Consider the following 23,267-nt stretch of genomic DNA (forward strand, 5'->3'; position numbering starts at 1 on the left):
CCCCGCCGGGCCGGCCGCCTCCCCACGACGGCCCGGCGGGGCTAGGGTCTTTCGTTCGGATCAGGCCGGATCAGGGAGCGGGGTCTGGTGCATGGGGTCTCCCCAGGCCCGCCAGGGCCGAGGGGACGGATCGCGAGGCGGAGGAGGGAGTCAACGCGGAGCGTTGGCGACCGACGACAACGCGGCGAGGCGCGGTGCCAGGGCACGCGAGCCCGGCATGATCCGAACGAGAGGCCCTAGGGGCGTCCCCTGACGGACGCCCGGACTGTCAGTTCCCGCCAGTAGGGTGGGGAACATGGCCGACCCCTCCAGCTACCGCCCCGAGCCGGGGCAGATCCCCGACTCGCCGGGGGTCTACAAATTCCGCGACGAGCACCGCCGGGTGATCTACGTCGGGAAGGCGAAGTCCCTGCGCCAGCGGCTGGCCAACTACTTCCAGCCGCTGGCGAGCCTGCACCCCCGCACGGCCACGATGGTCACCACGGCCGCCTCCGTGGAGTGGACCGTCGTCTCGACCGAGGTCGAGGCGCTCCAGCTGGAGTACTCCTGGATCAAGGAGTTCGACCCCCGGTTCAACGTCAAGTACCGGGACGACAAGAGCTATCCGTACCTCGCGGTGACCCTGAACGAGGAGTTCCCGCGCGTCCAGGTCATGCGCGGCCACAAGAAGAAGGGCGTGCGCTATTTCGGGCCGTACGCGCACGCGTGGGCCATCCGCGAGACCGTCGACCTGATGCTCCGCGTCTTCCCGGTCCGTACGTGCTCCGCCGGCGTCTTCCGCAACGCCGCCTCCGCCGGACGCCCCTGCCTCCTCGGCTACATCGGCAAGTGCTCCGCCCCCTGTGTGGGCCGGGTCACCCCCGAGGAGCACCGGGAACTGGCGGAGGAGTTCAGCGACTTCATGGCCGGCCGCACCGGCACGTACATCCGCCGACTGGAGAAGCGGATGATGGCGGCCGCCGAGGAGATGGAGTACGAGAAGGCGGCCCGGCTCCGCGACGACATAGGGGCGCTGCGGCGGGCCATGGAGAAGAACGCCGTCGTTCTCGCCGACGCCACCGACGCCGATCTGATCGCGCTCGCGGAGGACGAGCTGGAGGCCGCCGTCCAGATCTTCCACGTCCGCGGCGGACGCGTGCGCGGCCAGCGCGGCTGGGTCACCGACAAGGTCGAGGCCGTGTCGACGGCCGGGCTCGTCGAGCACGCGATCCAGCAGCTGTACGGCGAGGAGAGCGGCGACGCCGTCCCCAAGGAGGTTCTCGTCCCGACCCTCCCCGAGGACCTGGAGGCCGTCGGCCAGTGGCTCACCGGCCGCCGCGGCTCGGCCGTCTCCCTGCGCGTACCGCAGCGCGGCGACAAGAAGGACCTGATGGAGACGGTCGCGCGCAACGCCCAGCAGGCGCTCGTCCTGCACAAGACCAAGCGCGCCAGCGACCTGACCACGCGCTCCCGGGCCCTGGAGGAGATCGCCGAGGCCCTGGACCTGGACTCGGCCCCGCTGCGGATCGAGTGCTTCGACATCTCGCACCTCCAGGGCGACGACGTCGTCGCGTCCATGGTCGTCTTCGAGGACGGACTGCCGCGCAAGAGCGAGTACCGCCGCTTCCAGATCAAGGGCTTCGAGGGCCAGGACGACGTCCGCTCGATGCACGAGGTGATCAGCCGCCGCTTCAAGCGCTACCTCGCCGAGAAGGAGAGGACGGGGGAGTGGGGCCCTGAGGGTGTCGAGGACACCGAGGCCGTCGAGAGCGCCGGTGCGAACGGCACCGCCCCGGCCGTCATGAGCGCCGTGGGAGGCGCCGGAGCCGCCCCGCACGCCACCGGAGCCGCCTCGGAGGCCTCCGGAGAGACCGCGGCCGCCGTGGAGGCCGACGGCGGCGGCCCCGCCCGCTCCGGGGAGGTGCCCGCCGACGACGGCCGCCCCAGGCGCTTCGCCTACCCGCCCCAGCTCGTCGTCGTCGACGGCGGGCAGCCCCAGGTGGCCGCCGCCCGGCGGGCCCTCGACGAGCTCGGCATCGACGACATCGCCGTCTGCGGCCTGGCCAAGCGCCTCGAAGAGGTCTGGCTGCCCGGTGACGACGACCCCGTCGTGCTGCCCCGCTCCAGCGAGGGTCTGTACCTCCTTCAGCGGGTACGTGACACGGCTCACGACTTCGCCATCCGCTATCAGCGCTCCAAGCGGAACAAGCGCATCAGGACCAGCCCCCTGGACGCCGTCCCCGGTCTCGGCGACACGCGCAAGCAGGCCCTGATCAAGCATTTCGGCTCGGTCAAGCGGCTCCGGCAGGCGACAATCGAGCAGATCTGCGAGGTGCCCGGCCTGGGCCGCAAGACGGCCGAAGCCGTGGCCGTGGCCCTCGCCCAGGCGGCCCCGGCCGCGCCCGCCGTGAACACGGCAACAGGAGAGATCATGGAAGACGACGGGGGCAGCACCGCATGACCGCGCACGACCGGCAAGAACCGCACCACCGAGAAGACGGAGCAGGACACGTGAGTACGGGCACGAAGGAGGCCACCGGCGACAACGGCGCCGACGCGGCCATCCCCGAGCTGGTGATCATCTCCGGCATGTCCGGCGCCGGCCGGTCCACCGCGGCGAAGTGCCTGGAGGACCTCGGCTGGTTCGTCGTCGACAACCTGCCGCCCGCGCTGATCCCCACCATGGTGGAGCTCGGCGCCCGTTCCCAGGGCAACGTGGCCCGGATCGCCGTCGTCGTCGACGTCCGCGGCCGGCAGTTCTTCGACGCCCTGCGGGAGTCCCTCGCCGCCCTCGACGCCCAGCAGGTCACCCGGCGGATCGTCTTCCTGGAGTCCTCCGACGAGGCCCTGGTCAGGCGCTTCGAGTCGGTCCGCAGGCCGCACCCCCTCCAGGGCGACGGCCGGATCACCGACGGCATCGCCGCCGAGCGCGACCTGCTGCGCGAGCTGCGCGGCGACGCCGACCTGGTGATCGACACCTCCAGCCTCAACGTCCACGAACTGCGCGCCAAGATGGACGCCCAGTTCGCCGGCGACGAGGAGCCGGAGCTGCGCGCCACCGTCATGTCGTTCGGCTTCAAGTACGGGCTGCCCGTCGACGCCGACCTCGTCGTCGACATGCGCTTCCTGCCCAACCCGCACTGGGTCCCCGAGCTGCGCCCGTTCACCGGCCTCAACGAAGAGGTCTCGGCGTACGTCTTCAACCAGCCGGGCGCCAAGGAGTTCCTCGACCGCTACACCGAACTGCTCCAGCTGATCGCCGCGGGCTACCGCCGCGAGGGCAAGCGGTACGTGACCATCGCCGTCGGCTGCACCGGTGGCAAGCACCGCTCCGTGGCCACCTCCGAGAAGCTCGCCGCCCGCCTTGCCTCGGAAGGGGTCGAGACCGTCGTCGTCCACCGGGACATGGGGCGCGAGTGAAGCCGTACCGCCGGCGTACGTCCACCCTTTCGGTGCGTACGCTCCGCAGGCGCGGCGCCCAGCCCAAGGTCGTCGCGCTGGGCGGCGGCATGGGCCTTTCGGCCTCCCTCGCCGCCCTGCGCCGGATCACCGGTGATCTCACGGCCGTGGTCACCGTCGCCGACGACGGCGGCTCCAGCGGCCGGCTCCGGGAGGAGCTGGGCGTCCTGCCGCCCGGAGACCTGCGCAAGGCGCTCGCCGCGCTGTGCGGGGACGACGCCTGGGGCCAGACCTGGTCCCGGGTCATCCAGCACCGCTTCCAGTCGAGGGGCGAGCTGCACGAGCACGCGGTCGGCAACCTCCTGATCGTCGCCCTCTGGGAGCAGCTCGGCGACCACGTCCAGGCGCTGGACCTGGTGGGCAGGCTGCTCGGCGCGCACGGCCGGGTGCTGCCCATGTCCGCCGTGCCCCTGGAGCTCCAGGCCCTGGTCAAGGGGCACGACCCGGCGCGCCCGGACGACGTGGACACCGTCCGGGGCCAGGCCACGGTGGCGCTCACCCCCGGCGAGGTGCAGTCCGTGCACCTCGTCCCGCACGACCCGCCCGCCGTGCCCGAGGCCGTCGCCGCGGTGCTCGACGCGGACTGGGTGGTCCTGGGCCCCGGTTCCTGGTTCTCCTCGGTGATCCCGCACCTGCTCGTGCCCGAGCTGCTCGACGCCCTCATGGTGACCAAGGCCCGCCGGGTGCTCTCGCTCAACCTCGCGCCGCAGCCGGGAGAAACGGAAGGGTTCTCTCCGCAGCGTCATTTGGAGGTTTTGGGACGACACGCCCCTAAACTCGCCCTGGACGTGGTGCTGGCCGACGAGGCCGCCGTGCCCGACCGCGAGTCCCTGTCCGACGCCGCCAAACGGCTCGGCGCCGCGGTCGAGCTGGCGCCGGTGGCCCGGGCGGACGGTACTCCGAAGCACGACCCGGAGCTGTTGGCCGCCGCGTACGACCGTATTTTTCGGATGCATGGAAGGATCGGCCCATGGCGATGACGGCAGCGGTGAAGGACGAGATCTCCCGGCTTCCCGTCACCCGGACCTGCTGCAGGAAGGCAGAGGTCTCGTCGATCCTGCGGTTCGCGGGCGGGCTGCACCTGGTGAGCGGGCGGATCGTGATCGAGGCGGAGCTGGACACGGCGATGGCCGCCCGGCGCCTCAAGCGGGACATCCTGGAGATCTTCGGGCACAGCTCCGAGCTGATCGTGATGGCCCCCGGCGGTCTGCGCCGGGGCTCCCGGTACGTCGTACGGGTGGTGGCGGGCGGTGACCAGCTGGCCCGGCAGACCGGCCTGGTCGACGGCCGGGGCCGCCCGATCCGCGGGCTGCCCCCGCAGGTCGTCTCCGGCGCCACCTGCGACGCCGAGGCGGCCTGGCGCGGCGCGTTCCTCGCCCACGGCTCCCTGACCGAGCCCGGACGCTCCTCCTCCCTGGAGGTGACCTGCCCCGGCCCGGAGGCCGCCCTCGCCCTGGTGGGCGCGGCGCGCCGGCTCTCCATCGCCGCGAAGGCCCGTGAGGTACGGGGCGTGGACCGGGTGGTCGTCCGCGACGGCGACGCGATCGGCGCCCTGCTCACCCGGCTCGGCGCCCACGAGTCGGTGCTGGCCTGGGAGGAGCGGCGGATGCGCCGCGAGGTCCGCGCCACCGCCAACCGCCTGGCCAACTTCGACGACGCCAACCTGCGCCGCTCGGCCCGCGCCGCGGTCGCCGCGGGCGCCCGGGTCCAGCGGGCCCTGGAGATCCTCGGCGAGGAGGTGCCCGAGCACCTCGCCGCCGCGGGCCGCCTGCGCATGGAGCACAAGCAGGCCTCGCTGGAGGAGCTGGGCGCGCTCGCCGACCCGCCGCTGACCAAGGACGCCGTCGCGGGCCGCATCCGCCGCCTGCTCGCCATGGCCGACAAGCGGGCCCAGGACCTGGGCATCCCGGGGACCGAGTCCACGCTGACGGAGGAGCTGGACGACAGCCTCGTCGGCTGAGCCCCGCCCCCGCTCCCTCCAACCCCTCGCTGCCGGTGCCTCTCTGAGGCGCCGGCAGCTTTCGTCGTACGGGCCGGAGGCGTTCTTGACATGATCACGGGCTCCCCCGAGCCTGTCGTCTGTTCACCTTGCGGCAGACCACGACACGGGCGGGTCATGAGACGTAGCGATATCGACTCCCGCCGCGGCCGGGCACGCGTCCGGCGGCGCGGTGCACGGCTGAGCGACCACCCGCACCTTTGATCACAGTCAGTGATCGGGACGAAAGCCGCACTGTGGCGTGAACCCGTCGGTAGTAACGGGCCACGGCGCATTCACCGGCACTTACGGCTGCGCACGATGTCACTCTGAGGCGATGGGAGAGGTAGGGTCGTAAGCGGTCGGGGACATCCCTAATAGAAACTCGCCGGCGTCGAAAACCGGCGTACTCTCACGAGGAGATCGGTTCGTGACGATCCGCGTAGGCATCAACGGCTTTGGCCGCATCGGTCGCAACTACTTCCGCGCGCTCCTTGAGCAGGGTGCTGACATCGAGATCGTGGCTGTCAACGACCTGGGTGACACTGCGACCACCGCCCACCTGCTGAAGTACGACACGATCCTGGGGCGCCTCAAGGCCGAGGTCACCCACACCGCCGACACCATCACCGTCGACGGCCACACCATCAAGGTGCTCTCCGAGCGCAACCCGGCCGACATCCCCTGGGGCGAGCTGGGCGTCGACATCGTCATCGAGTCGACCGGCATCTTCACCAAGAAGGCCGACGCCGAGAAGCACCTCGCCGGTGGCGCCAAGAAGGTCCTCATCTCGGCCCCGGCCAAGGACGAGGACATCACCATCGTGATGGGTGTCAACCAGGACAAGTACGACGCGGCCAACCACCACGTCATCTCCAACGCCTCCTGCACCACCAACTGCGTGGCGCCGATGGCGAAGGTCCTCGACGAGAACTTCGGCATCGTCAGGGGCCTGATGACGACGGTCCACGCGTACACCAACGACCAGCGCATCCTGGACTTCCCGCACTCCGACCTGCGTCGCGCCCGTGCCGCCGCGGAGAACATCATCCCGACCACGACCGGTGCCGCGAAGGCCACCGCCCTGGTCCTCCCGCAGCTCAAGGGCAAGCTCGACGGCATCGCGATGCGCGTCCCGGTCCCGACCGGCTCGGCCACCGACCTGGTCGTCACGCTGCAGCGCGAGGTCACCAAGGACGAGGTCAACGCCGCCTTCAAGAAGGCCTCCGAGGACGGCGACCTCAAGGGAATCCTGTACTACACCGAGGACCCGATCGTGTCCTCGGACATCGTCAGCGACCCGGCCTCCTGCACCTTCGACTCCTCCCTGACGATGGTCCAGGAGGGCAACTCGGTGAAGATCCTGGGCTGGTACGACAACGAGTGGGGCTACTCCAACCGCCTCGTCGACCTCACCGTCTTCGTCGGCGGCCAGCTCTGATCCCAGGCAGGCACCCCTTGATGTGAGCGCAGGGCTCGGACAGCGTAACGTCGCGCTGTACGAGCCCTGTCTCGTGTGCTCCACCGCGTTCCTAGGAGTCAGTAAGAGATGAAGACGATCGACGAGCTTCTCGCCGAAGGCGTCGCCGGCAAGCGGGTATTCGTCCGCGCCGACCTCAACGTGCCGCTGGACGGCACCACCATCACCGACGACGGCCGGATCCGCGCCGTCCTCCCCACGGTCGAGGCGCTCGCCGCGGCCGGTGCCCGGGTCGTGGTCGCCTCGCACCTGGGCCGTCCCAAGGGCGCCCCGGACCCGGCGTTCTCCCTCGCCCCGGCCGCCGCGCGCCTGGGCGAGCTCCTCGGCGCCGACGTGGCGTTCGCGACCGACACGGTCGGCGAATCCGCCACCTCCACCGTGGCGGGCCTCGCCGACGGCCAGGTGGCCGTCATCGAGAACCTCCGCTTCAACGCCGGTGAGACGTCCAAGGACGACGCCGAGCGCGGTGCCTTCGCGGACCGGCTCGCCGCCCTCGCCGACGTCTACGTCGGTGACGGTTTCGGCGCCGTGCACCGCAAGCACGCCTCGGTCTTCGACCTCCCGGCCCGCCTTCCGCACGCCGCCGGCTACCTCATCGCCACCGAGGTCGGCGTCCTGAAGAAGCTGACCGACGAGGTCAAGCGCCCGTACGTGGTCGTCCTGGGCGGCGCCAAGGTCTCCGACAAGCTCGCCGTCATCGACGCGCTGCTCGGCAAGGCCGACCGTCTGCTGATCGGCGGCGGCATGGCGTACACCTTCCTCTACGCCAAGGGCTACGAGGTCGGCATCTCCCTGCTCCAGAAGGACCAGGTGGACGTCGTCAAGGAGTACATGAAGCGCGCCGAGGCGAACGGCGTCGAGCTCGTCCTCCCGGTCGACGTGCTCGTCTCCACGGACTTCCCCGACCTCAAGACCAAGGCCCCGGCCGACTTCGAGACCGTCGACGCGGACAAGATCCCGTCGACCAAGGAGGGCCTCGACATCGGCCCGAAGACGCGCGAGCTGTACGCGTCGAAGATCGCCGACGCCGAGACCGTCTTCTGGAACGGTCCGGTGGGCGTCTTCGAGCACCCCGACTACGCCGGTGGCACCACCGCCGTCGCACAGGCCCTGGTCGACAGCAGCGCCTACACCGTCGTCGGTGGTGGCGACAGCGCCGCCGCCGTACGGATCCTGGGCTTCGACGAGAACGCCTTCGGCCACATTTCCACCGGTGGTGGCGCCAGCCTCGAATACCTCGAGGGCAAGACGCTCCCCGGCCTCGCCGCTCTGGAGGACTGAGCAAAAGTGAGTTCGCGTACCCCGCTGATGGCGGGCAACTGGAAGATGAACCTCAACCACCTCGAGGCCATCGCGCACGTCCAGAAGCTCGCCTTCGCCCTCACCGACAAGGACCACGACGCCGTCGAGGTCGCCGTCCTGGTGCCCTTCACCGACCTGCGGTCCGTGCAGACCCTGGTCGACGGCGACAAGCTCAAGATCAAGTACGGTGCCCAGGACATCTCCGCGCACGACTCCGGTGCCTACACCGGTGAGATCTCGGGCGCGATGCTGGCCAAGCTGAAGTGCTCCTACGTCGCCGTGGGCCACTCCGAGCGTCGCCAGTACCACGCCGAGTCGGACGAGATCTGCAACGCCAAGGTGAAGGCCGCGTACAAGCACGGTCTGACCCCGATCCTCTGCGTCGGGGAGGGCCTGGACGTCCGCAAGGCGGGCCGGCAGGTCGAGCACACCCTGGCCCAGGTCGACGGCGGCCTGAAGGACGTCACGGCCGAGCAGGCCGAGTCCATCGTGATCGCCTACGAGCCGGTGTGGGCCATCGGCACCGGCGAGGTGGCCACCCCGGAGGACGCGCAGGAGGTCTGCGGGGCGATCCGCGGCCGTCTCGCCGAGCTGTACTCGCAGGAGCTGGCCGACAAGGTCCGCATCCAGTACGGCGGCTCGGTGAAGGCCGGGAACGTGGCCGCGATCATGGCGCAGCCCGACGTCGACGGCGCCCTGGTGGGCGGCGCGGCGCTGGACGCGGACGAGTTCGTCAAGATCGTCCGCTTCCGCGACCAGTGAGTATGCGGTAGCGGCGATCCGTCGTACCCTTGCGGGGGCCGAGCAGGCTGTGTGAGCCTGTCGGCCCCCGTCGTTCGCACTTTTCCGAGAATTGCCAGGAAGTAGGGTCCAGCCGTGGTTATGGGGTTCTCGATCGCCCTGATCGTCTTCAGCGCGCTGCTGATGCTGCTCGTGCTGATGCACAAGGGGAAGGGCGGCGGCCTCTCCGACATGTTCGGCGGGGGTATGCAGTCGTCCGTCGGCGGCTCGTCGGTCGCCGAGCGCAACCTGGACCGGATCACCGTCGTGGTCGGTCTGCTGTGGTTCGCGTGCATTGTCGTACTTGCACTTCTGATGAAGGTGAACGGCTGAACGCTCGTTCCGGCGTTGCGGGGTTCTGTGTAACTCCAATCACTGGACGCGCGTTGGGCCTTACGTAGACTGGGGCATCTTCGAGCACCATCACGCAGGGAGTTACGACCGTGGCAAGTGGCAACGCGATCCGGGGAAGCCGGGTCGGAGCGGGGCCGATGGGGGAGGCCGAGCGGGGCGAGTCGGCACCGCGCCTCCGCATCTCCTTCTGGTGCTCGAACGGGCACGAGACGCAGCCGAGCTTCGCCAGTGACGCGCAGGTTCCGGAGACGTGGGACTGCCCGCGCTGCGGTTTCCCGGCCGGTCAGGACCGGGACAACCCGCCGGACCCGCCGCGCACGGAGCCGTACAAGACGCATCTCGCCTATGTGCGCGAGCGGCGCAGCGACGCGGACGGCGAGGCGATCCTCGCCGAGGCGCTCGCCAAACTGCGCGGTGAGATCTGAGCGTGGTGTGAAGGTGTGACGAACGGGCCCTGCCCGCGAACTCGGTTCGCGGGCAGGGCCCGTTCTCCGTCTAATCCGCCGCCGCCACGGACGACCCCACGCGTTCACGGCGCCGCCGCGCCGTCCGCCCCGGCGATCAATTAGGTTGGAGTGGCAGCGGGGCAAGCAGGCAGTACGAGAAGAAGTGGGCGATGTCCGAGATGACTACCGAAGGCCGTGTGAGGCTCAATCAGCTGCCCGAGTGGGCGGCCCTCGGCAAGCACCGTGAGCAGCTGGGCGACACCCATCTGCGGCAGCTGTTCGCGGCCGACGCCGACCGGGGCAGCGCATACACCCTGCGGGTCGGCGACCTGTATCTGGACTACTCCAAGCACCTGGTGACCGACGAGACGCTGGCGCTGCTGCGCGAGCTGGCCACCGCGACCGGCGTGGCCGAGCTCCGCGACGCCATGTTCCGCGGCGAGAAGATCAACACCACCGAGGACCGGGCGGTGCTGCACACCGCGTTGCGCGCCCCCCGCGACGCGGTGATCGAGGTCGACGGCGAGAACGTCGTCCCGGCCGTCCACGCCGTCCTCGACAGGATGAGCTCCTTCGCCGACACGGTCCGCGCGGGCGGGTGGACCGGCCACACCGGCAGGCCGATCAAGAACATCGTGAACATCGGCATCGGCGGCTCCGACCTCGGCCCGGCCATGGCCTACGAGGTCCTGCGCTCCTACACCCAGCGGGACCTGACGTTCCGTTTCGTCTCCAACGTCGACGGCGCCGACCTCCACGAGGCCGTCCGCGACCTCGACCCGGCCGAGACGCTCTTCATCGTCGCCTCGAAGACCTTCACCACCATCGAGACGATCACCAACGCCACCTCCGCCCGCGACTGGCTCCTCACCGGGCTCCGGGCCGGTCAGGACGCCGTCGCGAAGCACTTCGTGGCCCTGTCGACCAACGCCGAGAAGGTCGAGGAGTTCGGCATCGACACGGCCAACATGTTCGAGTTCTGGGACTGGGTCGGCGGCCGCTACTCCTACGACTCCGCCATCGGCCTCTCCCTGATGATCGCCATCGGGCCGGACGGCTTCCGCGAGATGCTCGACGGCTTCCACCTCGTCGACGAGCACTTCCGCACCGCACCCGCCGAGGAGAACGCGCCCCTGCTGCTGGGTCTCCTCGGCGTCTGGTACGGCGCCTTCTTCGACGCCCAGTCGCACGCCGTCCTGCCGTACTCGCACTACCTGTCGAAGTTCACCGCCTACCTCCAGCAGCTCGACATGGAGTCCAACGGCAAGTCCGTCGACCGGGACGGCAAGCCCGTCGACTGGCAGACCGGCCCGGTCGTCTGGGGCACCCCGGGGACCAACGGCCAGCACGCCTACTACCAGTTGATCCACCAGGGCACCAAGGTCATCCCGGCCGACTTCATCGGCTTCGCCGAGCCCGTCGCCGACCTGCCGCCGGGCCTGGTCCCCCAGCACGACCTGCTGATGGCCAACTTCTTCGCCCAGACCCAGGCGCTGGCCTTCGGCAAGACCCCCGACGAGGTACGGGCCGAAGGCGTGGCCGAGGACCTGGTCCCGCACAAGACCTTCAAGGGGAACCACCCCACGACCACCATCCTCGCCAGGGCGCTCACCCCCTCCGTCCTCGGCCAGCTCATCGCGCTGTACGAGCACAAGGTGTTCGTCCAGGGCGCGATCTGGAACATCGACTCCTTCGACCAGTGGGGCGTCGAGCTCGGCAAGGTCCTCGCCAAGAAGATCGAGCCCGTCCTGACCGAGGGAGAGGGCGGCGAGCGGCTCGACGGCTCCACCGCCGGCCTCGTCGCGACCTACCGCTCGCTGCGCGGACGAAGCTGATCCCGTGAGGGGGGAGGAGGCGGAGCGGGCCGAGGTGCGGCTGCGGCCGCCGAACAACCCGCTGGACGAGCGGGCCGTCACCTGGTGGCGGACCCAGTGGCTGGTGACCACCGCCGTGCCGGTGGCCGTCCTCGGTGTGCTCGGCGCCCTCGTCACGCCCGCCCGGTTCTGGCTGCTGCTCGCGGCCGGGACCGTGGCGGCCGTCGGCCTCGCCTGCACCGCGTTCCTCCCCCGCTGGTGGTTCCGGGTCCACCGCTGGGAGGTGACCGACGACGCCGTCTACGTCCGTACGGGAGCCTTCTGGCAGGAGTGGCGGATCGCCCCCATGTCCCGGATCCAGACGGTCGACACCGTACGCGGCCCGCTGGAGCAGGCGTTCGGGCTCGCCACGGTGACCGTGACGACCGCCTCCTCCAAGGGCGCGATCCGGATCGAGGGCCTGGACCACCAGCTCGCCGCCGAACTCGCCGAACGGCTGACGCACATCACCCAGGCGACCCCCGGGGACGCGACATGACACCCCCGCCGACGCCGTCCGAGGACTGGCGGCGCCTGGACCGCCGTACGGTCCTGGTCACCGCCGCCGTCCTCGCGGGCGTCGCCGGCGGTGCCGGGCTGCCCACCGTGCTCGGCCTGGCCGGCTCCATGCCGCTGTGGCAGGCCGTCGGCTGGGTACTCGCCGGGGCGGTCCTGCTCGTCGCCGGGGGCTCGGCCGCCGACTACGTCCGCTGGCGCCGCACCCGTTACCGCGTCGGTGCCGAGCGCGCCGAACTCCACACCGGGCTCCTCCTGGTCAAACGACGCTCGCTGGCCCGCGAACGCATCCGCAGCGTCGATCTCACCGCCAACCTCCTGCTGCGCGTCCTCGGTCTCGTCAAGGTCCGCATCGGCACCGGCGAGAACACCGGCGGCAGCGAATCCACCCTCGAACTCGACCCGGTCAGCAGGGCGGAGGGCGAACGGCTCCGCCGCGAGCTCCTCGACCGCCGGGTCTCGGACGCCCACGACACCCGGCACGACGGCGCGCTGGCCGTCCTCGACCCCCGCTGGATCCGCTACGCCCCCGTCTCCTTCCTCGTCCCGCTCTTCGGCGGCGCGGCGGCCGGTGTCGTGATGCAGGTCAGCCAGTGGTTCGGCGCCCAGGGCGAGGTCATCGAATGGGTGGGCGACCGGTTCCGGGACACCTCCCTCCTCTGGACGGTCGTCGTCCTCGTCCTGCTCGCCGCCCTCGCCGGAACCGTCGGCGCGCTCGGCCTGTGGGTCGAGATGTGGTGGAACTACCGCCTGGAGCGCGAGCCGGGCGGCACCCTGCGGGTGCGCCGCGGACTGTTCACGGGCCGCTCGATCTCCATCGAGGAGCGCCGGCTGCGCGGCGTCGAACTCGTCGAGCCGCTCGGGGTGCGCGTGTGCCGCGCCGCCCGCGTCGACGCCGTCGCCACCGGCCTCGTCAAGGACGACGACGACAAGCACGCCGACCACAAGACCCTGCTGCCGCCCGCGCCCCGTGCGATCGCCGACCGGCTCGCCGCCCAGGTACTGCGCGAGCCCGCGGCCCCCACCGGTGCCCCGCTCACGGCCCACCCCCGGGCCGCCCGCACCCGCAGGTTGCGCTGGGCCCTGGGTACCGCCGTCGCCCCGGTCGCGCTCCTCGCCGCCTTGGGGGCCGCCCTCACCCCCGTACTGCTTCTCGCCGCGGCGGTCTGCGCCCTCGTCCTGATCCCGCTCGGCGTGCTCCTCGCCCGGGACGCCTACCGCAACCTCGGACACGGTGTCACCGGCGCCTACCTCGTCACCCGGTCCGGCACCCTCCGCCGCACCACCGTCGCCCTCCAGCGGGCCGGCGTCATCGGCTGGACCGTCAAACAGTCCGTCTTCCAGCGCCGTGCCGGTGTCCTGACCCTGACCGCGACGACGGCGGCGGGCGCCGGGGCGTACGACGTGTACGACGCCGACGAGAGCGAGGGCCTGACCTTCGCCGCCGACGCGGTCCCGGGTCTGCTCGCGCCGTTCCTCGAACCCGCGGCCACGACGAAGGAGGCCCGGCCCACCTCGCGGTGAACCGGGCCTCCTTGAGACGACGTCAGGCGGACGCCGCCGGATACAGGTCGCGCGGCAGCTCCGAGGCCGCCGCCGCGTCCAGCAGCCAGAGCGTCCGGGCACGGCCGCGGGCACCGGCCACCGGGGCCTGGATCTCGCCCGCGCCCGACAGCCCGATCGCCGCGGCCTTCGCCTTGTCCTCTCCCGCCGCGAGCAGCCAGACCTCCCGGGCGGCACGGATCGCCGGCAGCGTGAGCGTGATCCGCGTCGGCGGCGGCTTGGGCGCGCCGTGCACGCCGACCACCGTCCGCTCGGTCTCACGGACCGCCGGAAGCTCCGGGAACAGCGACGCCACATGGGTGTCGGGCCCCACACCCAGCATCAGCACGTCGAAGGCCGGCACCGCGCCATGGTCCTCCGGACCGGCCGCGGCGGCGAGTTCGGCCGCGTACGCGGCGGCCGCGGCGTCGACGTCGTCGCCGTACGGGCCGTCCGATGCCGGCATCGCGTGCACCCGCGCCGGGTCCAGCCGGACGGTGTCGAGCAGCGCCTCGCGGGCCTGCGTGACATTGCGTTCGGGATCACCGTCGGGCAGGAACCGCTCGTCGCCCCACCACAGATCCAGCCGCGACCAGTCGATCGCGTCCCGGGCCGGGGCCGATCGCAGCGCCGCGAGCAGCCCGTTGCCGTTCCGGCCGCCCGTGAGCACCACGGACGCCGACCCGCGGGCGGCCTGCGCGTCCACGATCCGGGTGATCAGCCGGGCCGCCGCGGCCTGCGCCATCAGCTCCTTGTCCCGGTGCACCACCAGCTGGGGAGCGCTCACTTGGCCGCCGCCTTCTTGGCCGGGGACTTCTTCGAGGACGCGTTCGAGGACGAAGGAGCGGGGCCGGCGGCCGCGACCGGAGCCTGCTCTTCCGGCTCGGGAGCCGTCACGGCGGCCGCCTCGTCCAGCCGGTCGACGCCGTACCGCAGCGCGGACGCGTAGGTGTCGTCCGGGTCGAGCCGCCGCAGCTCCTCGGCGATCAGCTCCGCCGTCTCGCGGCGCTTGAGCGCCACGGCACGGTCGGGCTGTCCCTGGATGGAGAGCGTTGCCAGGGAGCCGTCCGGCCGGTCGAGCACGATCGGCCCGCAGGTGGACTCCATCCGTACGGACGTGAGCCCCGGACCCGCCGACGTGCACCGCCGGACCGGCACCTTCAGCCGGTCCGCCAGCCACATGGCGAGCAGTTCGACGCTCGGGTTGAACTCCTCGCCCTCCACCTCGGCCGAGGTGACCTCGCACACGACCTGGTCGAGCGCGGCGGCCAGCATCGAACGCCACGGGGTGATCCGGCTCCACGCCAGGTCCGTGTCGCCAGGGGTGTAGGTCTCCGCGCGGCCCATCAGCTCGTGGATCGGCTGCTCGGCGGCGTAGGTGTCGGTGACGCGGCGCTGGGCGAGCGCGCCCAGCGGGTCGTTCGCCGGGTCCACCGGGGAGTTGACCGGCCACCAGACGACGACGGGCGCGTCCGGAAGGAGCAGCGGAAGCACCACCGACTGGGCGTGGTCGGCGACCTCGCCGTACAGCCGCAGGACGACCGTCTCGCCGGTGCTGGCGTCGGCCCCGAGGCGGACCTCGGCGTCGAGCCGCGCCTTCGCGCGGTCGCGCGGCGAGCGCGCGGCCCGCTTGATGACCACCAGGGTCCGCGAGGGGTGCTCGCGGGACGCGTCGTTGGCGGCCTTCAGGGCGTCGTAGGCGTTCTCCTCGTCGGTGACGATGACGAGGGTGAGCACCATGCCGACGGCCGGCGTGCCGATGGCCCGTCGTCCGAGCACCAGCGCCTTGTTGATCTTGCTGGACGTGGTGTCCGTCAGGTCGGTCTTCATGGCCGGCGCCAGCTCCGTCCGTCTCGTGCGAGCATTTCGTCCGCCTCGACCGGCCCCCACGTGCCCGCCTGGTACTGCGCGGGCTTGCCGTGCTTGTCCCAGTACTGCTCGATCGGGTCGAGGATCTTCCAGGACAGCTCGACCTCCTCGACCCGCGGGAAGAGGTTGGAGTCACCGAGCAGCACATCGAGGATGAGCCGCTCGTACGCCTCGGGGCTGGACTCCGTGAAGGACTCGCCGTAGGCGAAGTCCATCGACACGTCCCGGACCTCCATCGAGGTGCCCGGCACCTTGGAGCCGAACCGCATGGTCACGCCCTCGTCCGGCTGCACCCGGATGACCAGGGCGTTCTGGCCCAGCTCCTCCGTGGCCGTGGAGTCGAAGGGGGAGTGCGGGGCGCGCTGGAAGACGACCGCGATCTCGGTGACACGGCGGCCGAGCCGCTTGCCGGTACGGAGATAGAAGGGGACGCCCGCCCACCGGCGGTTGTCGATCTCCAGCTTGATGGCCGCGTAGGTGTCGGTCTTCGACTTGGGGTCGATACCGTCCTCCTGGAGATAGCCGACGGCCTTCGCGCCGCCCTGCCATCCGGCCGCGTACTGGGCCCGCACGGTCGAGGTGCCCAGGTCCTTCGGCAGCTTCACCGCGCCGAGGACCTTGGTCTTCTCGGCCGCGAGCGCGTCCGCGTCGAAGGAGGCGGGCTCCTCCATCGCGGTCAGCGCGAGCAGCTGGAGGAGGTGGTTCTGGATGACGTCACGGGCGGCCCCGATGCCGTCGTAGTAGCCGGCGCGACCGCCGATGCCGATGTCCTCGGCCATGGTGATCTGCACGTGGTCGACGTAGGACCGGTTCCAGATCGGCTCGAAGAGGGTGTTGGCGAAGCGGAGCGCCAGGATGTTCTGGACGGTCTCCTTGCCCAGGTAGTGGTCGATCCGGAAGACCGCCTCGGGCGGGAAGACCTCGTGGACGACCTCGTTGAGCTCCTTGGCGGAGACGAGGTCGTGACCGAAGGGCTTCTCGATGACCGCGCGGCGCCAGGAGCCGTCCTTCTGGTCGGCCAGGCCATGCTTCTTCAGCTGCTGGACGACGAGCGGGAAGAACTTCGGCGGCACGGAGAGGTAGAAGGCGAAGTTGCCTCCGGTGCCCTGCGCCTTGTCCAGCTCCTCGATGGTGGACTTCAGCTGCTCGAAGGCGTCGTCGTCGTCGAAGTCGCCCTGGACGAAGCGCATCCCCTGGATCAGCTGCTGCCACACCTCCTCGCGGAACGGGGTGCGCGCGTGCTGTTCGACCGCGTCGTGGACCTCCTGCGCGAAGTCCTCGTTCTGCCACTCGCGCCGGGCGAAGCCGATGAGCGCGAAGCCCGGCGGCAGCAGACCGCGGTTGGCCAGGTCGTAGACGGCGGGCATCAGCTTCTTACGGGACAAATCGCCCGTGACGCCGAAGATCACCAGGCCCGACGGCCCCGCGATGCGCGGGAGCCGTCGGTCTGCGGCGTCACGGAGCGGGTTGGCTCCGTGGACTGCGCTCAAGGTGCTTACGCCTCCGAAGGTGCGAGGCGCTCAAGCTCCGCCTCGGTCGACTTGAGCAGGTCGTTCCAGGACGCCTCGAACTTCTCGACGCCCTCGTCCTCGAGCAGCTGCACCACGTCGTCGTAGGAGATGCCGAGCTTCTCCACGGCGTCCAGCTCGGCGCGCGACTGCTCGTAGGTGCCGCGCACGGTGTCACCGGTGACCTCGCCGTGGTCGGCGGTGGCCTCCAGCGTCGCCTCCGGCATGGTGTTGACCGTGCCGGGCGCGACCAGGTCCACGACGTACAGCGTGTCCTTGTACGCCGGGTCCTTCACACCGGTCGAGGCCCACAGCGGACGCTGCTTGTTGGCGTGCGCCTTGTCGAGCGCGGCCCAGCGGTCCGAGGAGAAGACCTCTTCGTACGCCTGGTAGGCGAGGCGGGCGTTGGCGAGAGCGGCCTTGCCCTTGAGCGCCTTGGCCTCGTCCGTACCGATGGCGTCCAGACGCTTGTCGATCTCCGAGTCCACCCGGGAGACGAAGAAGGACGCCACGGAGTGGATCTTGGAGAGGTCCAGGCCGCGCTCCTTGGCCTTCTCCAGACCGGCGAGGTAGGCGTCCATGACCTTGCGGTAACGCTCCAGCGAGAAGATCAGCGTGACGTTGACGCTGATGCCGAGGCCGATGACCTCGGTGATCGCCGGGAGACCCGCCTCGGTGGCCGGGATCTTGATGAGCGTGTTGGGCCGGTCGACCAGCCACGCCAGCTGCTTGGCCTCCGCGACGGTGGCCCTGGTGTGGTGCGCCAGGCGCGGGTCGACCTCGATGGAGACCCGGCCGTCCTGGCCGTCGGTCGCGTCGAAGACCGGACGCAGGATGTCGGCGGCGTCACGGACGTCCGCCGTCGTGATCATGCGGATGGCCTCTTCGACGGTCACCTTGCGGGCGGCGAGGTCGGCCAGCTGCTGGTCGTAGCCGTGCCCCTCCGAGATGGCCTTCTGGAAGATCGACGGATTGGTGGTGACACCCACCACGTGCTGCTGGTCGATCAGCTCGGCCAGGTTGCCGGAGGTGATCCGCTGACGCGAGAGGTCGTCCAGCCAGATCGCGACGCCTTCGTCGGAGAGGCGCTTGAGAGCGTCTGTCATGAGAGTTGCATCTCCATTAAGTCGTACGTATGGGCGTCAGCGCGTGGCGGCGGCGAGGGATTCCCGCGCGGCGGCGGCGACGGCCTCGGGGGTGAACCCGAACTCGCGGAAGAGGACCTTGGCGTCCGCCGAAGCGCCGAAGTGCTCCAGCGAGACGATCCGGCCGGCGTCACCGACGTACTTGTGCCAGGTGAGACCGATACCGGCCTCGACGGCCACCCGCGCCTTGACGGACGGCGGCAGGACGGCGTCCTTGTACCCCTGGTCCTGCTCCTCGAACCACTCCACCGAAGGCATCGAGACGACCCGCGTCGGGACCCCCTCCGCCTGGAGCCGCTCCCGCGCCTCGACGGCCAGGTGCACCTCGGAGCCGGTGGCGATCAGCACGACCTGCGCGTCGCCGCCGTCCGCGTCGACCAGGACGTAACCGCCCTTGGCGGTGCCCTCGTTCGGCGCGTACGTCGGCACACCCTGGCGGGTCAGCGCCAGACCGTGCGGGGCGCCCTTGCCGAACTCCCGCGTGTGGCGCTTCATGATCTCGCGCCAGGCGATGGCGGTCTCGTTGGCGTCCGCCGGGCGCACGATGTTCAGCCCGGGGATGGCGCGCAGCGAGGCCAGGTGCTCGACCGGCTGGTGCGTCGGACCGTCCTCGCCCAGACCGATGGAGTCGTGCGTCCACACGTACGTCACCGGCAGGTGCATCAGCGCGGACAGGCGCACGGCGTTGCGCATGTAGTCGGAGAACACCAGGAAGGTGCCGCCGTAGATACGGGTGTTGCCGTGCAGCGCGATGCCGTTCATCTCCGCGGCCATGGAGTGCTCGCGGATGCCGAAGTGGATCGTGCGGCCGTACGGGTCGGCCTCCGGCAGCGGGTTGCCCTCGGGGAGGAACGAGGACGTCTTGTCGATCGTGGTGTTGTTCGAGCCCGCCAGGTCGGCGGAGCCGCCCCACAGCTCCGGGATCACCGCGCCGAGCGCCTGGAGGACCTTGCCGGACGCGGCACGGGTGGCCACACCCTTGCCCGCCTCGAACACCGGGAGCTTCGACTCCCAGCCCTCGGGCAGCTCGTTGGCCTGGATCCGGTCGAAGTCGGCGGCCCGCTCCGGGTTGGCCGTACGCCACTCGGCGAGCGACTTCTCCCAGGCGGCCTTCGCCTCGCGGCCGCGGTCGCCCAGCGCCCGCGTGTGGCCGATGACCTCGTCGGAGACCTCGAAGGTGCGCTCCGGGTCGAAGCCGAGGACGCGCTTGGTGGCCGCGACCTCCTCGTCGCCCAGCGCCGAGCCGTGCGCGGCCTCGGTGTTCTGCGCGTTCGGGGCCGGCCAGGCGATGATCGAACGCATCGCGATGAACGACGGACGCTCGGTCTCGGCCTCGGCGGCCTTGATCGCCGCGTACAGGGCGGCCGGGTCCAGGTCGCCGTCGGCCTTCGGCTCGACGCGCTGGACGTGCCAGCCGTAGGCCTCGTACCGCTTCATCGTGTCCTCGGACACGGCCGTCTCGGTGTCGCCCTCGATCGAGATGTGGTTGTCGTCCCACAGCAGGATCAGGTTGCCCAGCTTCTGGTGGCCGGCCAGCGAGGACGCCTCCGCGGAGATGCCCTCCTGGAGGCAGCCGTCACCGGCGATCACGTAGACGTGGTGGTCGAAGGGGGAGGTGCCGGGGGCCGCCTCCGGGTCGAACAGACCGCGCTCGTAGCGGGCGGCCATCGCCATGCCCACGGCGTTGGCGACACCCTGGCCGAGCGGGCCGGTCGTCGTCTCCACGCCCGCGGTGTGGCCGTACTCCGGGTGGCCCGGCGTCTTCGAGCCCCAGGTGCGGAACGCCTTCAGGTCGTCCAGCTCAAGACCGAAGCCGCCCAGGTACAGCTGGGTGTACAGGGTCAGGGACGAGTGCCCGGCGGACAGGACGAACCGGTCGCGCCCCACCCACTCCGGGTCGGCCGGATCGTGGCGCATCACCTTCTGGAAGAGGGTGTACGCGGCGGGGGCCAGGCTCATGGCCGTACCAGGATGGCCGTTGCCGACCTTCTGTACGGCGTCCGCGGCCAGGATGCGGGCGGTGTCCACGGCCCGCTGGTCCAATTCGGTCCACTCGAGGTCTGTGGTGGTCGGCTTAGTGCTCACCCTGAGTCAGGGCTCCTCTCCACATGTCTGCATAAGCCGGTGACTGAGGGTGTACCGGCGCTGTCGAGCCTACCCCCGACAGAACGCCCATCTTTTCGAGTGCAGCCCCTCAAATGAGCGGATACGACAAGAGTGCGGGTGACTCTGTCACTTCGCCTCCCCACAGCCGTCCACAGCGTGGGACGGACGGCCGGAACAGCGGGGAACGAGCGTCCTCAACACGACCCCACCCCCGCGAAGATCGGCGTATGGGCAACGTCTAGAGTGGCGTGGTACGCGCAAGTCTTCACCCCGCCTTCACCGGGGAGCTTGCTGGGAAAACTCTCTGTCAGGGGTGTGCGTGACGGCCGTCGAGTCCCGACCCGCAGGGGTCGTCTTGACTCCCAGCCCGGGGGGCCATCGGCCGTTCGGAGCTCGCGTCAAGGCATTCGTGGCGCTGACCAAGCCGCGGATCATCGAGCTGCTGCTCATCACCACCGTCCCGGTGATGTTCCTCGCCGAGCAGGGCGTGCCGAACCTGTGGCTGGTGCTCGCCACCTGCCTCGGCGGTTATCTGTCGGCGGGCGGCGCCAACGCGCTGAACATGTACATCGACCGCGACATCGACGCGCTGATGGACCGCACCTCCCAGCGCCCCCTGGTCACCGGCATGGTGTCGCCGCGTGAGGGCCTGGTCTTCGGCCTCACCCTCGCCGTCGTCTCCACGCTCTGGTTCGGCCTCCTGGTCAACTGGCTCTCCGCCGCCCTCTCGCTCGGCGCGCTGCTCTTCTACGTCGTGGTCTACACGATGATCCTCAAGCGGCGGACCGCGCAGAACATCGTCTGGGGCGGCATCGCCGGCTGTCTGCCGGTCCTCATCGGCTGGTCGGCCGTGACCGACTCGATGTCCTGGGCCGCGGTCATCCTCTTCATGGTCATCTTCTTCTGGACGCCGCCGCACTACTGGCCGCTGTCGATGAAGGTGAAGGAGGACTACGCGCGCGTGGGCGTGCCCATGCTCCCGGTGATCGCCTCCAACAGGGTCGTCGCCAAGCAGATCGTCCTCTACAGCTGGGTGATGGTCGCCGTCTCGCTGCTGCTCACGCCGCTCGGCTACACGGGCTGGTTCTACACCGCCGTGGCGCTGCTGACGGGTGGCTGGTGGCTCTGGGAGGCGCACGCGCTGCTGAACCGCGCGAAGGCCGGCGCGACGGGCGCGAAGCTCAAGGAGATGCGCCTCTTCCACTGGTCGATCACCTATGTCTCGCTGCTCTTCGTGGCGGTCGCGGTGGACCCCTTCCTGCGGTAGCGGCACCGGGGCCGCGGGCCCCTTCGACAACGGCCGGAGCGCGTGGGCAAGACCACGTGCCCGGCCGTCGCCAGTGTCTCTACCGCTCGGTAGCATCCTGTTCATGGCAGACACCAAGCAGGCAGAGCGCAAGGCGGCCAAGCTCGCCCGGCAGATCCAGGCGTTCTCGCGGAAGCACGGCGGCGCCGAGGGGCAGCTCGCCTACATCGGCCAGATGGGCACCCGGATCGTCCTCGTGGGCGAGGACGGCGGCTGGGGCGACCTCGTCGCCCCCTCGTACCCCGTCGCCCAGCAGGCCGCCGAGAAGGCCGGTCTCACCCTTCACGACGAGTTCGACGGCGAGTTCGCCGCGAAGGTCGTCACCGGCCCCTACGAGTGGACCCGGATGGCGGGCATCCAGATCGGCGGCCCGTCCAACAAATGAGCGGGCCCCCTCGCTTGTCACAAAAGCAACAACCTTGCGCGGGGCTCACCCGTTAGGACGTGTGGAAGCACGTCCACACAGGGAGCCCCCGAATGATCGAGACCCCGAACCTGGTGGACCAGCACTGCCACGGGGTGCTCCGCACGGAGCTCGGCCTCGGCACCTTCGAGGCCGGTCTCGCAGTGGCCGCCGGGCCCGCCGCGCCCGGCACCACCTTCTTCGACACCCAGACCGGCTTCGCGGTACGCCGCTGGTGCCCGCCGCTGCTCGGTCTGGAACCGCACTGCCCGCCGGCCCGCTATCTCGCCCGCCGCCGGGAGCTGGGCGTTCTGGAGACCGGGCGCCGACTGCTGCGCGCCTCGGGGATCTCCACCTATCTGGTGGACACCGGGCTGCCGGGCGACCTGACAGGGCCCGCCGAGATCGCCGCCGCGGCCGCCGCCGACGCCCATGAGATCGTCCGTCTGGAGCCGCTCGCCGAACAGGTCGCCGACACCTCGGGGACCGTGGACGCGCTGCTGGCCAACCTCTCCGAGGCCGTCCACGGCGCGGCCGCGACCGCCGTCGCCTTCACCTCGGTCGCGGCGGTGCGCGGAGGGCTCGTGTACGCGTCCGATCCGCCGGGGCCCGGAGAGGTGCGCGGGGCGGCGGGCCGGTGGCTGGCCCGGCGACCGGCCGGGGGCCGGCTCACCGACCCCGTACTGCTGCGCCATCTGCTCTGGATCGCCGTCGCCTCCGGGCGTCCGCTCCAGTTGCAGGCGGGGGCCGAGGACCCGGCCCGGCTCGCCGGCTTCGCGGCGTCCACCAGCGGCCTCGGCACCGACCTCGTGCTGCTGCACGGATACCCGTACCACCGCCAGGCGGCGCAGCTGACCCAGGCCTTCCCGCACGTGTACGCCGACCTCGCCCCCGTCCTCGCCCGGACCGGGGCCCGCGCCGCCGCCCTGCTGGCCGAGATCCTGGAGCTGGCGCCCTTCGGCAAGCTGCTCTTCTCCAGCGGCGCCCAAGGCCTGCCCGAGCTCCACGTCGTCGCCGCGAGCGTCTTCCGCGGCGCGCTCGACCGCGTGCTCGGCGAGTGGGTGGGCGACGGCGCCTGGTCCCGTACGGACGCGCAGCGCGTCGCCGCCATGATCGCGGCGGGCAACGCGCGGCGGGTGTACGGACTCGCCTAGGGTCTTTCGTTTGGATCAGGCCGGATCAGGGAGCGGGGTCTGGTGCATGGGGTCTCCCCAGGCCCGCCAGGGCCGAGGGGACGGATC

Annotated in this window: 20 protein-coding genes; 15 read left to right on the plus strand and 5 right to left on the minus strand. The window is 70.8% G+C overall.

Annotation, left to right across the window (positions count from 1 at the left end):
- Positions 1-295: 295 nt before the first annotated feature.
- The 12 genes from uvrC (at position 296) to ACWDX6_RS12735 (ending at position 13,671) form a co-directional block, all read left to right on the plus strand.
- A complete protein-coding gene (gene uvrC, locus ACWDX6_RS12680) occupies positions 296-2,440 on the plus strand; it encodes an excinuclease ABC subunit UvrC (protein WP_451484929.1) in 2,145 nt (714 codons plus the stop codon).
- Complete coding sequence (gene rapZ / locus ACWDX6_RS12685) at positions 2,437-3,399, plus strand: RNase adapter RapZ (protein ID WP_451484930.1); 963 nt, start codon at positions 2,437-2,439, stop codon at positions 3,397-3,399. The genes uvrC and rapZ overlap by 4 nt, the downstream gene beginning before the upstream one ends.
- Positions 3,396-4,418 (plus strand): gluconeogenesis factor YvcK family protein, encoded by a 1,023-nt coding sequence (locus tag ACWDX6_RS12690; RefSeq protein ID WP_451484931.1) that lies wholly within the window; start codon positions 3,396-3,398, stop codon positions 4,416-4,418. Before rapZ ends, ACWDX6_RS12690 begins: the two co-directional genes overlap by 4 nt.
- Positions 4,409-5,398, plus strand: a complete 990-nt coding sequence (gene whiA, locus ACWDX6_RS12695; RefSeq protein WP_356889956.1) for a DNA-binding protein WhiA — start codon at positions 4,409-4,411, stop codon at positions 5,396-5,398. The genes ACWDX6_RS12690 and whiA overlap by 10 nt, the downstream gene beginning before the upstream one ends.
- A gap of 448 nt (positions 5,399-5,846) precedes the next feature.
- Positions 5,847-6,857: a type I glyceraldehyde-3-phosphate dehydrogenase gene (gene gap / locus ACWDX6_RS12700; protein ID WP_451484932.1), complete on the plus strand. Its 1,011-nt coding sequence runs from the start codon at positions 5,847-5,849 to the stop codon at positions 6,855-6,857.
- Between the two features lie 108 nt (positions 6,858-6,965).
- Positions 6,966-8,177 (plus strand): phosphoglycerate kinase, encoded by a 1,212-nt coding sequence (locus ACWDX6_RS12705; RefSeq protein WP_451484933.1) that lies wholly within the window; start codon positions 6,966-6,968, stop codon positions 8,175-8,177.
- A 6-nt stretch (positions 8,178-8,183) separates the two neighbouring features.
- Positions 8,184-8,960, plus strand: coding sequence for a triose-phosphate isomerase (gene tpiA / locus ACWDX6_RS12710; RefSeq protein WP_451484934.1), 777 nt, complete (start codon positions 8,184-8,186; stop codon positions 8,958-8,960).
- A gap of 120 nt (positions 8,961-9,080) precedes the next feature.
- A complete protein-coding gene (gene secG / locus ACWDX6_RS12715; protein ID WP_356890211.1) occupies positions 9,081-9,311 on the plus strand; it encodes a preprotein translocase subunit SecG in 231 nt (76 codons plus the stop codon).
- Between the two features lie 110 nt (positions 9,312-9,421).
- Positions 9,422-9,757, plus strand: coding sequence for an RNA polymerase-binding protein RbpA (locus tag ACWDX6_RS12720; RefSeq protein ID WP_003976875.1), 336 nt, complete (start codon positions 9,422-9,424; stop codon positions 9,755-9,757).
- A 191-nt stretch (positions 9,758-9,948) separates the two neighbouring features.
- Positions 9,949-11,613 (plus strand): glucose-6-phosphate isomerase, encoded by a 1,665-nt coding sequence (gene pgi / locus ACWDX6_RS12725; protein ID WP_451484935.1) that lies wholly within the window; start codon positions 9,949-9,951, stop codon positions 11,611-11,613.
- Between the two features lie 4 nt (positions 11,614-11,617).
- Positions 11,618-12,130: a PH domain-containing protein gene (locus ACWDX6_RS12730; protein WP_451484936.1), complete on the plus strand. Its 513-nt coding sequence runs from the start codon at positions 11,618-11,620 to the stop codon at positions 12,128-12,130.
- Positions 12,127-13,671: a PH domain-containing protein gene (locus ACWDX6_RS12735; RefSeq protein WP_451484937.1), complete on the plus strand. Its 1,545-nt coding sequence runs from the start codon at positions 12,127-12,129 to the stop codon at positions 13,669-13,671. Before ACWDX6_RS12730 ends, ACWDX6_RS12735 begins: the two co-directional genes overlap by 4 nt.
- Positions 13,672-13,693: 22 nt before the next feature.
- Here the strand turns inward: ACWDX6_RS12735 and pgl are convergent, their stop codons facing one another.
- The 5 genes from pgl to tkt are packed head-to-tail and all read right to left on the minus strand — an operon-like array spanning position 13,694 to position 20,296.
- Positions 13,694-14,476, minus strand: a complete 783-nt coding sequence (gene pgl / locus ACWDX6_RS12740) for a 6-phosphogluconolactonase (protein WP_451484938.1) — start codon at positions 14,474-14,476, stop codon at positions 13,694-13,696.
- Positions 14,473-15,519 carry a glucose-6-phosphate dehydrogenase assembly protein OpcA gene (gene opcA, locus ACWDX6_RS12745; RefSeq protein ID WP_451484939.1) on the minus strand — a complete coding sequence of 349 codons (1,047 nt, stop codon included), beginning with the start codon at positions 15,517-15,519 and terminating at the stop codon, positions 14,473-14,475. Before opcA ends, pgl begins: the two co-directional genes overlap by 4 nt.
- Positions 15,516-17,048, minus strand: coding sequence for a glucose-6-phosphate dehydrogenase (zwf, locus tag ACWDX6_RS12750; protein WP_451484940.1), 1,533 nt, complete (start codon positions 17,046-17,048; stop codon positions 15,516-15,518). The genes opcA and zwf overlap by 4 nt, the downstream gene beginning before the upstream one ends.
- A gap of 5 nt (positions 17,049-17,053) precedes the next feature.
- Entirely contained in the window at positions 17,054-18,172 is a 1,119-nt protein-coding gene (gene tal / locus ACWDX6_RS12755) for a transaldolase (RefSeq protein WP_451484941.1), read from the minus strand.
- Between the two features lie 36 nt (positions 18,173-18,208).
- On the minus strand, positions 18,209-20,296 hold the full coding sequence (tkt, locus tag ACWDX6_RS12760) for a transketolase (protein ID WP_451484942.1): 2,088 nt from the start codon (positions 20,294-20,296) through the stop codon (positions 18,209-18,211).
- A gap of 340 nt (positions 20,297-20,636) precedes the next feature.
- Between tkt and ACWDX6_RS12765 the strand changes: the two genes are divergently transcribed.
- From ACWDX6_RS12765 to ACWDX6_RS12775, 3 genes are all read left to right on the plus strand, one after another.
- Positions 20,637-21,584 carry a heme o synthase gene (locus tag ACWDX6_RS12765; RefSeq protein ID WP_451484943.1) on the plus strand — a complete coding sequence of 316 codons (948 nt, stop codon included), beginning with the start codon at positions 20,637-20,639 and terminating at the stop codon, positions 21,582-21,584.
- 103 nt (positions 21,585-21,687) lie between these two features.
- Positions 21,688-22,008, plus strand: a complete 321-nt coding sequence (locus tag ACWDX6_RS12770; protein ID WP_451484944.1) for a hypothetical protein — start codon at positions 21,688-21,690, stop codon at positions 22,006-22,008.
- 92 nt (positions 22,009-22,100) lie between these two features.
- Positions 22,101-23,180: an amidohydrolase family protein gene (locus ACWDX6_RS12775; RefSeq protein WP_451484945.1), complete on the plus strand. Its 1,080-nt coding sequence runs from the start codon at positions 22,101-22,103 to the stop codon at positions 23,178-23,180.
- Positions 23,181-23,267 lie beyond the last annotated feature (87 nt).

The organism is Streptomyces sp. NPDC003027, assembly GCF_053591435.1.

What these genes read in the sequence shown, in the direction of transcription:
- rapZ (WP_451484930.1), top strand. Translation starts at nt 2,437, where the DNA reads ATGACCGCGCACGACCGGCAAGAACCGCACCACCGAGAAGACGGAGCA.
- ACWDX6_RS12705 (WP_451484933.1), top strand. Translation starts at nt 6,966, where the DNA reads ATGAAGACGATCGACGAGCTTCTCGCCGAAGGCGTCGCCGGCAAGCGG.
- opcA (WP_451484939.1), bottom strand. Translation starts at nt 15,519, where the DNA reads ATGAAGACCGACCTGACGGACACCACGTCCAGCAAGATCAACAAGGCG.
- ACWDX6_RS12775 (WP_451484945.1), top strand. Translation starts at nt 22,101, where the DNA reads ATGATCGAGACCCCGAACCTGGTGGACCAGCACTGCCACGGGGTGCTC.
- ACWDX6_RS12770 (WP_451484944.1), top strand. Translation starts at nt 21,688, where the DNA reads ATGGCAGACACCAAGCAGGCAGAGCGCAAGGCGGCCAAGCTCGCCCGG.
- secG (WP_356890211.1), top strand. Translation starts at nt 9,081, where the DNA reads ATGGGGTTCTCGATCGCCCTGATCGTCTTCAGCGCGCTGCTGATGCTG.
- ACWDX6_RS12735 (WP_451484937.1), top strand. Translation starts at nt 12,127, where the DNA reads ATGACACCCCCGCCGACGCCGTCCGAGGACTGGCGGCGCCTGGACCGC.
- uvrC (WP_451484929.1), top strand. Translation starts at nt 296, where the DNA reads ATGGCCGACCCCTCCAGCTACCGCCCCGAGCCGGGGCAGATCCCCGAC.
- pgi (WP_451484935.1), top strand. Translation starts at nt 9,949, where the DNA reads ATGTCCGAGATGACTACCGAAGGCCGTGTGAGGCTCAATCAGCTGCCC.
- tal (WP_451484941.1), bottom strand. Translation starts at nt 18,172, where the DNA reads ATGACAGACGCTCTCAAGCGCCTCTCCGACGAAGGCGTCGCGATCTGG.
- whiA (WP_356889956.1), top strand. Translation starts at nt 4,409, where the DNA reads ATGGCGATGACGGCAGCGGTGAAGGACGAGATCTCCCGGCTTCCCGTC.